The sequence below is a fragment of the Stenotrophomonas sp. SI-NJAU-1 genome, from assembly GCF_020883215.1.
GTDB lineage: Bacteria > Pseudomonadota > Gammaproteobacteria > Xanthomonadales > Xanthomonadaceae > Stenotrophomonas > Stenotrophomonas indicatrix.
In genome coordinates this window covers 1204531-1218175 of record NZ_CP086598.1, presented here as the reverse complement: position 1 = coordinate 1218175, position 13645 = coordinate 1204531, and the positions used below count along the sequence as shown (strand labels likewise).

The following is a 13645-nucleotide window of genomic DNA, read 5'->3' as shown; positions in this document are numbered from 1 at the left end:
GGACAACGCCGGCAGTGCGCCGGCGTTGTCGCCGATCACTGCATTGAAAATCAGCGCTGCTGCTTCGGCGCGGCGCCGTCACGCGGGCCGCCGTGTCGCGGGCCACCGTGCATCGGGCCCTTGGCGGTGTCGAACTCGGCCTTGCTCAGCTGGCCATCCTTGTTGGTGTCGGCCGCGGCGAACCAGGCATCACGATGCTGCTTCATGCGAAGCTCGCGGTCGGCCTTGTCCAGGTAGCCATCCTTGTTGAGGTCGAGCTGGTCGAAACGCTCGGCCAGGCGCGGATCGGCCTTGGCTTCCTCACGGCTGATGCGGCCATCCTTGTTCGCGTCCAGCTTGGCCCAACGCTCGCCACCGCGACCACCGTGGTGGCCATGCTTCCAGCGCGGCAGCTCATCACGCGAGAGCTTGCCGTCCTTGTTCTTGTCCAGCTCGTCGAACGTTGCGGCCAGGCGCGGGTTGGCCGCCGCTTCGCTGCGGTCGATGACGCCGTCGCCATTGGCATCCAGCTTGGCCGGGCGCTGCGCCGGAGCAGCCGGGGTGTCGGCAGCCAAGGCAATACCGGTGGCGGAGGTGCCGAGCAGCAGGGCCAGCAGCAGGGGGGTACGGATCATGGGGTCACTCCTGGGAATGGGATTGGCATCGGGGTGAACACCTCACCCTCGGAAGACAACAACGCCTGACCACGACCTCGGTTGACGCAGCCACCCGTTCCATTCATCCGGCGGACAGTCGCCGCCTTTGCGACAGGCTGGGGCTATGCTGTGCCCATGGCGAGACATGGCGACAGAGACGACGAACTGCGACTGTTCCAGACCGGCGAGCACCCCTGTGGGTACTGGCCGGACCGGGTCGCGCGCGACCTGGTGCTGGACCCGCAGGACCGTCGCCTCGGCGGGCTGTACCCGCTGGCCCTGAGCTGGGGCTTCCGACGCAGCGGCGACCTGGTCTATCGCCCGCATTGTGCGAACTGCCACGCCTGCGTCGCCGTGCGCATTCCGGTGGCCCGCTTCGCCCCGGATCGCAGCCAGCGCCGCTGCGCTGCCCGCAATGCCGATCTGGAAGTGCGCATCACCGCGGCCATGCCACGCGAGGATCTGTTCGAGCTGTACCACCGCTACCTGGTGCATCGTCATGCCAAGGGCGGCATGGACGACCACGGCCCGCATGAATTCGAACAGTTCCTGATCGGCAGCTGGTCGCACACGCGCTTCATGGAAATGCGCCTGCCCGGCCACGACGGGCAGCCCAGCCAGCTGCTGGGCGTGGCGGTGACCGATGTGACCGAGCACGGCCTGTCGGCGGTCTATACCTTCTTCGACCCCGCCCATGCCGCGCGCGGGCTGGGCACGTTCGCGATCCTGCAGCAGCTGGAGTGGGCCCGCCGCGAGGGCCTGCCCCACCTGTACCTGGGCTACTGGATACGCGAGCACCAGAAGATGGACTACAAGCGGCGCTATCGCCCGCTGGAGGCCTACGATGGCCGCCGCTGGCATGATTTCGATGACGAACTGGACGGACGCTGACAAACCACTGACACCGGGCCAGGTGCACAATAGGGCCCATGAACGCCAAACCCCTGATTCTCGGCCTGGCCCTGCTCTGTGGTGCCGCCGCTCCCGCCTTCGCCACGTCCCCCGCGATGACCGAAAAACCGTCTGCAGCGCTGCGCCTGGCCACCTACAACACCTCGCTGTATTCGGACGAAGCCGGCGGCCTGATCGCCGAGCTGGAAGGCGACAGCGAACATGCGCGCAAGATCGCCGCGGTACTGCAGCAGGCGCGCCCTGACCTGGTGCTGCTGAACGAGTTCGACTTCGATGACGCCCATCGTGCCGCCGACCTGTTCCAGAAGCGCTACCTGGAAGTGGCCCAGCCCGGTGGCGGCAAGCCGCTGCACTTCGCCTACCGCTACCTGGCGCCGGTGAACACCGGCGTGCCCAGTGGCCTGGACCTGGACAACAACGGCGTGGTCGGCGGCGAAGGCCGCGGTCGCGGCAACGACGCCTGGGGCTACGGCCTGCACCCGGGCCAGTACGGCATGCTGGTGCTGTCGCGCTACCCGATCGACGAAGCCAAGGTGCGCAGCTTCCAGCTGCTGAAGTGGAGTGCGATGCCCGGCGCGATCCGCCCGGTCGATCCGCGCACCGGCAAGAGCTTCTACAACGACACCGTCTGGTCGCAGCTGCGGCTGTCGTCGAAGTCGCACTGGGATGTACCGGTGAAGACCCCGGCCGGCGTGGTCCACGCGCTGGTCTCGCACCCGACGCCGCCGGTGTTCGACGGCCCGGAGAAGCGCAACGCCGCGCGCAACCATGACGAACTGCGCTTGTGGCAGGAATACCTGTCCACGGGTGACAAGCCGTGGCTGTGCGACGACAAGGGCAAGTGCGGCGGCCTGGCCCAGGATGCACGTTTTGTCATCCTTGGCGACCTCAACAATGATCCGGTCGATGGCGATGGCCGCCACGAGGCGATCGTCGAACTGATCGAGAACGCCCGCGTGCTGCGCTACCCCACCCCACGCAGCATCGGCGCCGAGCAGACCAGCCTGGCCTATGCGGCCAAGGGCATCACCCGCAAGGGTGCACCGTTCCATGCCACCGGCGATTTCGGCCCGAAGTCCGGCACCATGCGCCTGGACTACGTGCTGCCCTCGGTCGGTTTCGAGTACCTCGGCAGCGGCGTGTTCTGGCCGGCCAATGAGAGTGCCGAAGCGAAGATCGCCGATGGCAGCGACCACCACCTGGTATGGGTGGATGTGAAATAAACCGGTAGCGCCGGGCCATGCCCGGCAGCTTTTCCGGCCGCGTCGCGCGCCCTATGGGAAGCCGCCGGGCATGGCCCGGCGCTACCGTTTTACGAGCGCAGCTCGACGCCGATCGCTTCGGCGGCGTCACGCGCGATGGCGCGTGCTTCGTCGATGGATTCCGCGCGCGCCAAGGTCACGCCCACGCGGCGGTGGCCATGCACGCTCGGCTTGCCGAACAGGCGCACGGCGGTGTCCGGCACCTCCAGTGCGGCGGCCACGTTGTTGAAGTACGGCACGCCTTCGCCATGCGCCAGCAGCGCGCACGAGGCCGATCGGCCACTCTGGCGGATCACCGGGATCGGCAGGCCGAGGATGGCCCGCGCATGCAGCGCGAACTCGCTCAGCTCCTGCGACACCAGCGTCACCAGGCCGGTATCGTGCGGACGCGGTGATACTTCGCTGAACCACACCTCGTCGCCCTTCACGAACAGTTCGACGCCGAACAGGCCCCAGCCACCGAGGTCATCGGTGATCGCGCGCGAGATCTCCTCGGCACGCGCCAGCGCCTTGTCCGACATCGGTTGCGGCTGCCAGCTTTCGCGATAGTCGCCCTCCTTCTGCAGGTGGCCGATCGGCGCGCAGAACGACGTGCCGCCGGCGTGGCGTACGGTCAGCAGGGTGATCTCGTAATCGAAGTCGATGAAACCCTCGACGATGCAGCGGCCGGCGCCGGCACGGCCACCGGTCTGCGCGTATTCCCATGCCGGGGCGATGTCCGCCTCGCTGCGCAGCGTGCTCTGGCCCTTGCCCGAGGACGACATCACCGGCTTGACCACGCACGGCAGGCCGATCGCCGCCACGGCGGCGCGGTACTCGGCCTCGGTGTCGACAAAGCGGTACGGCGAGGTCGGCAGGCCCAGCGTCTCGGCGGCCAGGCGACGGATGCCCTCACGGTCCATGGTCAGGCGCGCAGCACGCGCGGTCGGGATCACCCGCAGGCCCTGTTCCTGTTCCAGCTGCACCAGGGTCTCGGTATGGATCGCCTCGATCTCGGGCACCACCAGGTGCGGCTGCTCCTGGGCGATCAACTGGCGCAGGGCCATTGCGTCCAGCATGTCGATCACGTGCGAACGATGTGCCACCTGCATGGCCGGGGCATCGGCGTAACGGTCGGCAGCGATCACTTCCACGCCCAGTCGCTGCAGTTCGATGGCCACTTCCTTGCCAAGTTCGCCCGAGCCCAGCAGCAGCACACGGGTGGCGGAGGGGGACAACGGGGTTCCAAGCTTGGCCATGGCGGGGTTCCAGCAGCGATGTGAAGGCGGGTGGGCATTCTAGCCGGTCCAGCCGCAGCGCCTGGGCACGCCCAGCCGACGAACGGCAGCCCGAATGTGATATCACTTTGATATCTTCAATTCGAACCCTCAAGGACGTACCGCCATGAAAGAGAAGTCGCTGTCCTCCCTCAACGGCCTGGGCGCGCTCGCCGGGTCCCTGGTCGTAGCCCTCGCCGGCGGCGCCCTGTTCGTGGCCGGGGTCGCGGCGAAGGCCAGCACCGGCTCGCCCAACGTGCTGCTGATCTTGGCCGGCCTGCTGATCGCTGCGCTGGCGCTGATCGCGCTGGCCGGTCTGTACACCGTGCAGCCCAACCAGGCGGCGGTGGTCAGCCTGTTCGGCAAGTACGTCGGCACCGTCAAGGACAACGGCCTGCGCTGGAACAACCCCTTCTTCAGCAAGCGCCGCGTGAGCCAGCGCGTGCGCAATTTCGAGAGCGGCAAGCTGAAGGTCAACGAGCTGGACGGCAGCCCGATCGAGATCGCTGCGGTGATTGTCTGGCAGGTGGTCGACGCCTCCGAAGCGGTCTACAACGTGGACGACTACGAGAGCTTCGTGCACATCCAGTCCGAATCGGCGCTGCGCGCGATGGCCACCAGCTACCCCTATGACCAGCACGAGGACGGCCAGCTGGCGCTGCGCAGCCATGCCAGCGAGATCTCCCAGCACCTGAAGAACGAACTGGCCGAGCGCCTGGCCGATGCCGGCGTGCAGGTGATCGATGCGCGCATCAGCCACCTCGCCTACGCCGCTGAAATCGCCCAGGCGATGCTGCAGCGGCAGCAGGCCAATGCGGTCATCGCCGCACGCACGCGCATCGTCGCCGGTGCGGTCGGCATGGTCGAGATGGCGCTGGCCGAGCTGCAGAAAAACGGCGTGGTGCAGCTGGACGAGGAGCGCAAGGCGCACATGGTCAGCAATCTGTTGACCGTGCTGTGCTCGGACCGCGGCACGCAGCCGGTCGTCAACACCGGCTCGCTGTACTGAGCCACCCTCGCAACGGGGCGCCCCACCGCCCCGCCAGGAGTCTGCATGAGCGAGAAAAAAGCCTATCCGCTGCGCATCAACGCCGAGGTCCTGGCGGCCGCACAGCGCTGGGCGGACGATGAACTGCGCAGCCTCAACGCGCAGATCGAATACGTACTGCGCGACGCACTGCGCAAGGCAGGCCGCCTGCCGAAACCCAAGCCATCGCCGGAGGACAAGGAATGAGCAAGCGCTGGAGCTACCTGACCGTCGAAGTCAAGACATCCATGATGGGCCTGCAGAAGGCTGATGACATCCAGGCCGAACTCAGCCGCCAGGGCCAGCTGGGCTGGGAACTGGTCAACATCATCGTCCCGGCGCCGATGCGCCCGGCCCTGCTGGTCTTCAAGAAGGAGCTGTGACCATGAGCGCACGCCGCTCGTTGCTTGCTGTTTCCCTTGCCCTGTTGTCCGCCAGTGCATCCGCTGGCGAACCGCAGCAGGTCGCGGCACGCCTGCTCGATCACCTGCAGGCGGGGCGCACCGCCGATGCCGAAGCCATGCTGACCCCGCAGATGGCCGCGGCCGTGCCTGCCGACAAGCTGCAGGGCCTGTGGCAGTCGCTGGGTGAACTGAAGCAGCGCGGCCCGGCGCACAGCAGTGAGCAGCAGGGCCTGCACCTGGTGGAAGTACCGTTGCAGTTCGCCAGTGGCGCGGTGATCGCGCAGGTGGCGGTGAACGGGCAGGACCAAGTGGCTGGCCTGCTGCTGCGCCCGGCCCCGGCCGCCAAGGCGCCGCCACCGCCGGCCGACGCGAACTACAGCGAAGCCGATTTCAGCGTGCCACAGGCACGCGGTGCGCTGCCCGGCACCTTGTCCCTGCCCAAGGGCAAAGGACCGTTTCCGGCCGTAGTGCTGGTGCACGGCTCCGGCCCACAGGATCGCGACGAAACCATCGGAGGCAACCGCCCGTTCCTGGACATCGCCCGCGGCCTGGCTGCCCAGGGCATCGCCGTGCTGCGCTACGACAAGCGCACCCATGCCCGTCCCCAGGACTTCCAGAGCGGCCGCTTCAACGTTGATGACGAGACCACCGACGATGCCATCGCAGCGTTGAGCGCGTTGGCGGCGGACCCACGCATCGACGGCACGCGGATCTTCGTGCTCGGCCACAGCCAGGGCGGCATGCTCGCCCCGCGCATCGCCAGCCGCTGGCCACAGGCGCGCGGCGCGATCCTATGGGCCGCGCCGGCGCGCACATTGCTTGAACTGCTGCCGGAGCAGAACCGCTACCTGCTGTCGCTGGACGGCTCGATCAGCGCACCGGAACAAGCGTTCCTGGACAAGCTCGACGCGCAGATCGCCGCGGCCCGCAGCGAAACTCCTGTGCCAGCCAGCGAACTGCCATTGGGCGTGCCGCAGACGTTCTGGAAAAGCATCGAAGCGGTGAACGCACGCGGCGACGCGGTGGCACTGAAAAAACCACTGCTGATGCTGCACGGGGGCCGCGACTTCCAGGTACCGGAAACGGATTGGGCACTGTGGAAAAAAGCCCTGGCCGATCGCCGGGACGTGCAATGGAAGGCCTACCCTGCCCTCAACCACATCGGCATCGCCGGCAGCGGCCCCAGTTCATTGAAGGAATACGCGCAGCCGGGCCACGTCGATGGGCAGCTGATCGATGACGTGGCGCGTTGGGTGGAGGCGCAGCGATGAGCGGCAGTGATGCACGCCCGTTCGAGGTTGCCGAGAGTTCTTCGCTGCGGGTGCTGTGGGTGCTGCTGCCAGTGCTGGCGGTACTGGGCGTGGGCATGTGGGCACAGCTGCACGACAATCGCAGCGAGGCTCCCTGGGTGGAGGTCACCCTGTCGCCGCCGTTCTTCCTGATGGGCGGCAGCGCGGCATGGAGCCTGGCGGTGATCCTACTGATGGGCATCGGCCTGGGCTGGGCGTTCTTCCGTCGCCGGGTGGAGCTGGCAGGCAATGTGCTGGACGTGCGTTCGACGTTGTACCGTCTCCGCACGCCGGTGGCCGACCTGCTGCTGGACCAGGCCGAGGTGGTCGACCTGAGCCGTGATCGCCGCTATGGCATCCGTTTCAAGACCAACGGCTACAGCATGCCCGGCTTCTACTCCGGGCACTTCCGCCTGCAGGGGGGCGGCAAGGGCTTTGCCCTGGTCACCGACCGCGCACGCACGCTGGTCATTCCGGTGCGCGGCGGCAGCACCCTGCTGCTCAGCCTGGAGCGCCCACAGGCCCTGCTGGAGGCGCTGCGCAAGGTGGCCGCCACGGCGCCACGGCAGTAAGCTGGATCGATGCACCGTAGCACTCCGCTGTTGATCAATACCGAGACCGTCGAACTGTGGCCTGCGCCGCTGCTGCGCGCGCGCAGCAATCTCGACGCCCGCCTGCTGGCCCGCGCGCAATGGGTACTGCGGCGCAAGCGCGATGGCCGCTACCTGGCGGCGGTACTGGCGCACGGTGTGCACTCGCTGGTGCCGCGCCTGCCACGCGAGCCGGGCGTGGAGGACGCGCTGGCCCTGCTGGATGGCGCACGGTCACGACCGTTCGGCGCTGCACTGGAAGACCAGTGGCTGCCGCTGGTTGGCCTGCAGCAGCGCCTGCAGCAGCTGGGCCTGGATGCGCAGCGCTATGCGCGCGACAGCGGGCTGGCACTGGAAGCCGAGCCGTGCGTGCTGCACTTGGCCGGACGTGATCGCTTCGCGCGCCCGTTGTGGCTGCGCCGCGGTGCCGCGCAGGGCTGGCGACGGATGCGCCTGCATGCCGCACGGGATGGAGTTGCACTGGACGCGATCTCCGGCTTCCGCAGCCATGCGTATCAGCTCGGCATTTTCGAACGCAAGCTGGCGCGCGGGCAGAGCGTGCCGCAGATCCTGAAGGTCAATGCCGCCCCTGGTTTCAGCGAACACCACAGTGGTCACGCGCTGGACATCGGCACACCGGGGGATGCGCCGGCAGAGGAGACCTTCGAGGCGACGGCTGCGTTTGCGTGGCTGCAGGCCAATGCCGCGGCGCACGGGTTCCATCTGAGCTATCCACGTGACAACCCGCATGGGATCGTCTACGAACCGTGGCACTGGTGCTGGACACCGGCCAACGGCTGAGCCGCTCGTGGCGGCTGCTCGACTGCGGTCCTCGGGCTGGCCGGGAGGGTGGGCGGCGCAGGGGCCGCTGCAAGTACGTCCATGTAAGCTTGGGCGCGCCATCCATGGCGCTTACGCCCCTGCGCCGCCCACCCTCCCGGCCACGGACAGTTTCCGCGTGCGTCCGCCACGGAATTGAACAAACAAAAAAAGCAAAAGCAGACGCGGGTCGCTGCGCTCGACCTCGGGCGTGGCCCGGCGCTACCAGTGCTTGGGCGTTGCGGCTAGCGCCGCAGCGCGTTGATCGCCAGCAGTACCCACCCGGCCATCAGCGTGGTGCCACCTACCGGTGCCAGCCGGGTCGGCCACTGCCACAGCGCACCGCCCACCAGGCTGCCGGAGAACAGCAGCACGCCCAGCAGCAACAGGTACAACGCCAGATGCGCGATCGCGCCCTGCGCGCGCGGGCCGAGGGCGGCCAGTACCGCTCCGTGGGCAAAGGCGTACAACGCCGCCATGTTCAGGTGCTGCTGCGCCAGCGGATCGGACACGCCATGCGCGGCATAGGCCGAGAGACCGATCGAGGCCGCTGCCAGCAGCGCCCCCAGGCAGGCCAGCAACGACGGTTTACGCGCGCGTCGTTCGGAATTGAACATGACAGCTCCTTGCGCAATGCCCGACACCGGGCTCGGGATGAAAAAAAACGCGCCGCAGGAAGCGGCGCGTTTTCGTGTCCAGCACTACATGGGTCAGCCGAGGCTTACTTGACGGCCCAGTAGATGTCGTACGTCGCTTCCGGGGTGAACGACTTGTCCACGCCGTCCTTCCAGGTTTCGTACGGACGGTCGATGACTTCGTTGCCCGAGGTCACGGCCCAGGCGCGCAGGGCGCTGCGGGCAACGTCCAGGCCTGCCATGTGACCGGTGTAGGCCGCATGCGCCGAACGGTGCGGAGCCACGCGGACGTACTTGACCGGGGCGCCACCGTCGATCTTGACGGTCAGCTGTTCGGCCGGCACGCCTTCGGCACCCTTCTTCTTCACCGGCTGGGCGATGTCGAAGGCGTACTTCTCAGCACCGAAATCGGTGGTGATGATACGCAGCGGACCGGCGGCTTCCAGGCCATTGGCCTCGATCACGCGCTTGATCCACTCCTGGTTGTCCTTGATGGACTTGGTGATGGAATCCTGGCCACGGTCGACATTACCGGCGGTGACGACCAGCAGGTCTTCGGCCGGGACATCGACGATGCCCAGATCGGTCAGCGGGGCTTCGGAGGTGCGGTAGTCGACATTCGGCACGGTGGCCAGCATGTTCGCCAGGCGCGACAGGCCCATCTTGATGTCATCGCCGATCTGGCGGCTGACATACAGGCCTGCGTAGCGGCCGAACAGGTCGAAGCCGTACTTCACCGAGTAGTCCTGGGTGATCTTGACGTTGCGACCGCCCTTGCCGGTCGGCTCCAGGGTGAAGGTGGTGACCTTGTCGTGACCCTTGGAGGCATCGTCGACGGCGATCACAACACGCTTGTTCTCTTCGGCTTCGGTCACCTTCCAGGAACCGGTGCCCAGGTCCTTGGAGGTGTAGTCGAGAGTGGCACCGACGCCGGAGGCCGGGCCGGACAGCTTCAGTTCAACGGCGGGATCGCGCAGTACCAGCGGGTTCCAGTCCTTGAAGCGGCGCAGACTGCTGACCGTGTCGTACACGATCGTCATCTTGCGGTTGGTCTCGATGCTTTCGGTGATGTGACGCTCGCCCGGCAGACAGACGCCAATGATGACGAACAGGCCAGCCACGATCCCCAAGGCGATCAGGAACTCGATAATACGGGTCATTCAGAGAGTCTCCGGGGCCGATCCCACGGCCGGGTTGATTGAAGCGAAGCGCCAATCCTAGCAGGCTTCGCGGGCATTGGTTATCGGGATTGGCGCACCGGTTTCCGTGCCGGCTGCGCATTTGTATGCACAAAGAATTCGAAGGGTAACGCATCCGCGTACCCGGCATGTAGGGGGCAAGTGGGGGACAATCCTGAATCCGGGCCCAGGCTGCATGCCAAGTCTTTGTCGCTAAAGGATTTTCCTCACACCAGCTGGAGTTCAAACGCTTTCAGGACCGCACGGGTACGGTCGCGCACGCCCAGTTTGGAGAGGATGTTGGACACATGATTCTTGATCGTGCCCTCGGCGACCCCCAGCGAATTGGCGATCTCCTTGTTGGAGAAACCGCTGGCCATCAGCCGCAGGATCTCGGTTTCACGGTCGGTCAGCGGGTCGGGCCGGTCCAGGCTGACGAAATCGTTGCGCATGTGCTCCAGCCCGGACAGCAGACGCTGGGTCACCGCCGGCTGCACCAGCGAACCGCCCTCGGCCACCGTGCGGATCGCCCCGACCAGCTGCGCCAGGGTCACGTCCTTGAGCAGGTAGCCCTTGGCCCCGGCCTTCAGCCCGGCCAGCACCAGCTGGTCATCGTCGAAGGTGGTCAGGATGATGGTCGGCGGCAGCTGTTCCTGCCGTGACAGCACCTGCAGCGCCTCCAGCCCGGACATCACCGGCATGCGCATGTCCATCAGGACCACGTCCGGGCGGATCTGCGGGATCAGCTCGACCGCCTGGCGGCCATCGGCGGCCTCGGCCACCACTTCGATGCCGTCGTCGAGCGCCAGCAGCGAGCGGATCCCCTGCCGCACCAGGGTTTGGTCGTCGACCAGGCAGACGCGAATCATCAACGCACTCCTTCAGGAACCTGGGTAAGGGCCGCCAGCACCGTTGCCGGTACCGTCGCCCGCAGCCGGAAGCCCTCGCCGGGGCGGGTCTCCACCTGCAGCTGGCCTCCACATTGTTGCAGGCGTTCGCGCATGCCGCGCAAACCATTGCCCACATTGACCGTTTCCGCCCCGACGCCGTCGTCGCGGGCCTCCACCACCACCTGGTCAGGGACCTCACGGTACACCCGCAGCCACAGGTGGCGGGCGCCGGCATGGCGCACCGTGTTGGTGATGATCTCCTGGGTACAGCGCAGCAGCACGTGGGCCCGCTGCGGGTCTTCCACGTTCAGCGGCTCTTCGATCTCCAGCTGGATGTCCAGCGACGGCACGTGCTCGGTCAGCGGGCGCAGGGCGGCGGCCAGGTCGATGGCGCCGGTCTCGCGCAGCTGGCTGACCACCTCGCGCACGTTGCCCAGCAGCAGCTTGGCCAGTGCATGCGAGCGCTTCACGTGCTCCAGCGCCTGGCCCTCGGCGAGGTGGCCGGCCACTTCCAGGTTCAGGGTCAGCGCAGTCAGCTGATGACCCAGCAGATCATGCAGTTCGCGCGAAATGCGGGTGCGCTCGTTCACCCGCGCGCTTTCGGCCAGCAGCGCACGGGTGGCGCGCAGCTCTGCATTCAGCCGGCGCTGCTCCTCGCGCGCTTCGGCCTGGCGGCGCGCCACCAGCGCGATCACGAACACGAAGCTGGAAAAGCCCATGTAGCCGACGGCCTGCAGCACGGCGATGACCGGCGGGAAGCCCAGCGGCTGGATGTAGACCGGCAGCACGGCCAGGTTGCTGGCCACCAGCCACACCACCCCGATGCGCGGGCCCAGCAGCCATGGCAGCAGGCCGGCCACCACCATCAGCAGGATGCTGCCCAGCGCGGTGCCGGAGAAATAGCTCACGCCGATCGCGCAGGCCGTCAGCAGGATCAGCGCGGCATGGTCGAAGAAGCCGGGCCGGCTTTCGCCCAGCGAGCGCGTCAGCACCCAGTACACGAAGCCGAAGGCCAGGTAGGCCGAGGCCCAGGGAATGATCCGGAAGCCGGCCTCGCCGTCCAGGCTTTCCAGTGTCAGCGACACCGGATCGATCAGGTAGATCGCAAGCCAAAGGCCGACGGTGCCCCAGGTGAACAACCCGGAGTAGCGCAGCATCGCATTGTGGTTGAGTCGGGCCAGCATGGCCCATCGTAGCCTGTGCGCGTCAGGGCCCAAGGGCATAAAGTCATGTTCGGTGCGGTCCCCTGTTCATGCCGCAGCCCACCCCGGGCATGCAATAATCATGCGCAGGGTCCGTACATGGGACCAACCGCGTTACCCCACGGAGTCACAATGTCGATTGTCATCCGCGACGTGCGCGAGCACGAGCTCGATTCCGTCCTGGCTTTGAACAACAATGCTGGCCTGGCCATCCTTCCGCTGGATGCAGAGCGCCTGCGCCTGTTCTATGCAACCGCTGAATATTTCCGCGTCGCCGAGCGCGACGGCAACCTGGCCGGCTTCCTGATCGGCTTCGGCAGCGACAGCCAGCACGACAGCAGCAATTTCGCCTGGTTCAAGCAACACCTGGACACCCCCTTCTTCTATATCGACCGCATCGTGGTCGCCAGCCGCCGTCGCGGTGGTGGCGTCGGCCGTGCGTTCTACGCCGACGCCCAGAGCTTCGCCGAGCTGCGCTACCCGCAGATGACCTGCGAGGTGTTCCTGGACCACGGCGCCGATGCCGCCCTGCTGTTCCACGGCAGCTTCGGCTTCCGCGAGCTGGGCCAGAACACCATGCCGCAGGTGGACGTGCGCGCCAGCATGCTGGCCAAGGAACTGTGCAGCTTCCCGTGGGTGAATGAAACCTATGGCGGCAAGCTGCCTGATGTTGCATGGGCGCGCGACCGGCAGCTGCCGGCGCAGGCACAGCGGTCGACGGGGACCTGAGCGTGGCAGTGAATTTCGATTACGAACAGGCCGGTGAACTGAAGATCGGCCAGGTGGGCATCGCCAACCTGCGCATCCGCACCCTCGATGTTGAACGCCTCGTGCAGGAAATGCAGGAGCGGGTGAGCCGTGCGCCGAAGCTGTTCGGCCGTGCGGCGGTGATCCTGGACTTCGGCGGCCTCAGCCAGGTGCCCGACGTGGCAACGGCGCAGGCGCTGGTCGATGGCCTGCGCGTTGCCGGCGTACTGCCGGTGGCATTGGCCTATGGCACCAGTGCGGTCGACCTGCTCTCGCAGCAGCTCGGCCTGCCGCTGCTGGCCAAGTTCCGCGCCCAGTATGAGCGCGCCGAGGCAGAACCTGCCCCGCCGCCGGCACCCGCACCGGAACCGCGCCGTGCCACGCGCGCCGAAGCGAAGGCCGCGCCGGCGCCGGCGCCGGCCACGCCGATGGGCAAGGCTGCCGATACGGCCGCGCCACAGCCTGGCCGCATGCAGCTGGGCAATGTTCGCTCGGGCCAGCAGCTGTACGCGGAAAACTGCGACCTGACCGTGATGGCCACCGTCGGCGCCGGCGCCGAGGTCATCGCCGATGGCAGCATCCATATCTACGGAACCCTGCGCGGCCGTGCGCTGGCGGGGGCCCAGGGCAACACCGCGGCACGTATTTTCTGCCGTGATTTCCATGCGGAACTGGTCGCCATTGCAGGCCACTACAAGGTACTGGACGATGTACCGGAAACCCTGCGCGGCAAGGCCGTGCAGGTGTGGCTGGAACAGGACCAGATCAAGATCGCTGCGCTGGACTGATGCAGCACCTC

Annotated in this window: 16 protein-coding genes; 10 read left to right on the top strand and 6 right to left on the bottom strand. The window is 67.1% G+C overall.

The genetic code is table 11. The features are described 5' to 3' along the window. Positions 1-50: 50 nt before the first annotated feature. Positions 51-614 carry an EF-hand domain-containing protein gene (locus tag LMF57_RS05650; protein ID WP_229291056.1) on the bottom strand — a complete coding sequence of 188 codons (564 nt, stop codon included), beginning with the start codon at positions 612-614 and terminating at the stop codon, positions 51-53. Positions 615-770: 156 nt separating this feature from the next. On the opposite strand from LMF57_RS05650, the gene LMF57_RS05645 reads away from it, so the two are divergent. Both LMF57_RS05645 and LMF57_RS05640 read left to right on the top strand, forming a co-directional pair. Beyond that, the gene (locus tag LMF57_RS05645) at positions 771-1526 is read left to right on the top strand and encodes an arginyltransferase (protein WP_032975961.1); all 756 of its coding nucleotides are present in this window, start codon (positions 771-773) and stop codon (positions 1524-1526) included. A 38-nt stretch (positions 1527-1564) separates the two neighbouring features. Continuing rightward, entirely contained in the window at positions 1565-2770 is a 1206-nt protein-coding gene (locus LMF57_RS05640; RefSeq protein WP_208081823.1) for an endonuclease/exonuclease/phosphatase family protein, read from the top strand. Positions 2771-2859: 89 nt separating this feature from the next. Here the strand turns inward: LMF57_RS05640 and purT are convergent, their stop codons facing one another. Continuing rightward, a complete protein-coding gene (gene purT / locus LMF57_RS05635) occupies positions 2860-4047 on the bottom strand; it encodes a formate-dependent phosphoribosylglycinamide formyltransferase (RefSeq protein WP_229291055.1) in 1188 nt (395 codons plus the stop codon). A gap of 145 nt (positions 4048-4192) precedes the next feature. Between purT and LMF57_RS05630 the strand changes: the two genes are divergently transcribed. Genes LMF57_RS05630 through LMF57_RS05605 form a run of 6 tightly spaced genes read left to right on the top strand, consistent with a single transcriptional unit; the run spans position 4193 to position 8176 of the window. Further along, positions 4193-5074, top strand: coding sequence for an SPFH domain-containing protein (locus tag LMF57_RS05630; RefSeq protein ID WP_208081435.1), 882 nt, complete (start codon positions 4193-4195; stop codon positions 5072-5074). A gap of 45 nt (positions 5075-5119) precedes the next feature. Further along, positions 5120-5299 (top strand): hypothetical protein, encoded by a 180-nt coding sequence (locus LMF57_RS05625; protein WP_005412615.1) that lies wholly within the window; start codon positions 5120-5122, stop codon positions 5297-5299. Next, complete coding sequence (locus LMF57_RS05620) at positions 5296-5475, top strand: DUF4177 domain-containing protein (RefSeq protein WP_025873867.1); 180 nt, start codon at positions 5296-5298, stop codon at positions 5473-5475. The genes LMF57_RS05625 and LMF57_RS05620 overlap by 4 nt, the downstream gene beginning before the upstream one ends. Before the next feature lie 2 nt (positions 5476-5477). Further along, positions 5478-6767 (top strand): alpha/beta fold hydrolase, encoded by a 1290-nt coding sequence (locus LMF57_RS05615; RefSeq protein ID WP_208081436.1) that lies wholly within the window; start codon positions 5478-5480, stop codon positions 6765-6767. Then, positions 6764-7357, top strand: coding sequence for a PH domain-containing protein (locus LMF57_RS05610; protein ID WP_208081437.1), 594 nt, complete (start codon positions 6764-6766; stop codon positions 7355-7357). The genes LMF57_RS05615 and LMF57_RS05610 overlap by 4 nt, the downstream gene beginning before the upstream one ends. Before the next feature lie 9 nt (positions 7358-7366). Next, on the top strand, positions 7367-8176 hold the full coding sequence (locus tag LMF57_RS05605; RefSeq protein WP_208081438.1) for a M15 family metallopeptidase: 810 nt from the start codon (positions 7367-7369) through the stop codon (positions 8174-8176). 263 nt (positions 8177-8439) lie between these two features. On the opposite strand, the gene LMF57_RS05600 is transcribed toward LMF57_RS05605, so the two are convergent. From LMF57_RS05600 to LMF57_RS05585, 4 genes are all read right to left on the bottom strand, one after another. Next, positions 8440-8811, bottom strand: coding sequence for a DUF423 domain-containing protein (locus LMF57_RS05600; RefSeq protein ID WP_208081439.1), 372 nt, complete (start codon positions 8809-8811; stop codon positions 8440-8442). A gap of 104 nt (positions 8812-8915) precedes the next feature. Next, positions 8916-9989: an SRPBCC family protein gene (locus LMF57_RS05595; protein WP_049467700.1), complete on the bottom strand. Its 1074-nt coding sequence runs from the start codon at positions 9987-9989 to the stop codon at positions 8916-8918. A 245-nt stretch (positions 9990-10234) separates the two neighbouring features. Further along, positions 10235-10876 (bottom strand): response regulator transcription factor, encoded by a 642-nt coding sequence (locus LMF57_RS05590; RefSeq protein ID WP_117309795.1) that lies wholly within the window; start codon positions 10874-10876, stop codon positions 10235-10237. Continuing rightward, the gene (locus tag LMF57_RS05585; RefSeq protein WP_025873874.1) at positions 10876-12081 is read right to left on the bottom strand and encodes a sensor histidine kinase; all 1206 of its coding nucleotides are present in this window, start codon (positions 12079-12081) and stop codon (positions 10876-10878) included. The genes LMF57_RS05590 and LMF57_RS05585 overlap by 1 nt, the downstream gene beginning before the upstream one ends. Before the next feature lie 150 nt (positions 12082-12231). Here LMF57_RS05585 and LMF57_RS05580 point away from each other — a divergent pair, with 150 nt between their 5' ends. Beyond that, positions 12232-12828 (top strand): GNAT family N-acetyltransferase, encoded by a 597-nt coding sequence (locus LMF57_RS05580; RefSeq protein WP_025873875.1) that lies wholly within the window; start codon positions 12232-12234, stop codon positions 12826-12828. Continuing rightward, complete coding sequence (minC, locus tag LMF57_RS05575; RefSeq protein ID WP_117309794.1) at positions 12774-13634, top strand: septum site-determining protein MinC; 861 nt, start codon at positions 12774-12776, stop codon at positions 13632-13634. Before LMF57_RS05580 ends, minC begins: the two co-directional genes overlap by 55 nt. Positions 13635-13645: the final 11 nt, after the last annotated feature.

Excerpts from the sequence above, each read along its gene's own strand:
- LMF57_RS05605 (WP_208081438.1), top strand. The coding sequence starts at position 7,367 with ATGCACCGTAGCACTCCGCTGTTGATCAATACCGAGACCGTCGAACTG.
- LMF57_RS05645 (WP_032975961.1), top strand. The coding sequence starts at position 771 with ATGGCGAGACATGGCGACAGAGACGACGAACTGCGACTGTTCCAGACC.
- LMF57_RS05610 (WP_208081437.1), top strand. The coding sequence starts at position 6,764 with ATGAGCGGCAGTGATGCACGCCCGTTCGAGGTTGCCGAGAGTTCTTCG.
- LMF57_RS05620 (WP_025873867.1), top strand. The coding sequence starts at position 5,296 with ATGAGCAAGCGCTGGAGCTACCTGACCGTCGAAGTCAAGACATCCATG.
- minC (WP_117309794.1), top strand. The coding sequence starts at position 12,774 with ATGGGCGCGCGACCGGCAGCTGCCGGCGCAGGCACAGCGGTCGACGGG.
- LMF57_RS05580 (WP_025873875.1), top strand. The coding sequence starts at position 12,232 with ATGTCGATTGTCATCCGCGACGTGCGCGAGCACGAGCTCGATTCCGTC.
- LMF57_RS05590 (WP_117309795.1), bottom strand. The coding sequence starts at position 10,876 with ATGATTCGCGTCTGCCTGGTCGACGACCAAACCCTGGTGCGGCAGGGG.
- LMF57_RS05625 (WP_005412615.1), top strand. The coding sequence starts at position 5,120 with ATGAGCGAGAAAAAAGCCTATCCGCTGCGCATCAACGCCGAGGTCCTG.
- LMF57_RS05600 (WP_208081439.1), bottom strand. The coding sequence starts at position 8,811 with ATGTTCAATTCCGAACGACGCGCGCGTAAACCGTCGTTGCTGGCCTGC.
- LMF57_RS05640 (WP_208081823.1), top strand. The coding sequence starts at position 1,565 with ATGAACGCCAAACCCCTGATTCTCGGCCTGGCCCTGCTCTGTGGTGCC.
- LMF57_RS05595 (WP_049467700.1), bottom strand. The coding sequence starts at position 9,989 with ATGACCCGTATTATCGAGTTCCTGATCGCCTTGGGGATCGTGGCTGGC.
- LMF57_RS05630 (WP_208081435.1), top strand. The coding sequence starts at position 4,193 with ATGAAAGAGAAGTCGCTGTCCTCCCTCAACGGCCTGGGCGCGCTCGCC.
- LMF57_RS05585 (WP_025873874.1), bottom strand. The coding sequence starts at position 12,081 with ATGCTGGCCCGACTCAACCACAATGCGATGCTGCGCTACTCCGGGTTG.
- purT (WP_229291055.1), bottom strand. The coding sequence starts at position 4,047 with ATGGCCAAGCTTGGAACCCCGTTGTCCCCCTCCGCCACCCGTGTGCTG.
- LMF57_RS05650 (WP_229291056.1), bottom strand. The coding sequence starts at position 614 with ATGATCCGTACCCCCCTGCTGCTGGCCCTGCTGCTCGGCACCTCCGCC.
- LMF57_RS05615 (WP_208081436.1), top strand. The coding sequence starts at position 5,478 with ATGAGCGCACGCCGCTCGTTGCTTGCTGTTTCCCTTGCCCTGTTGTCC.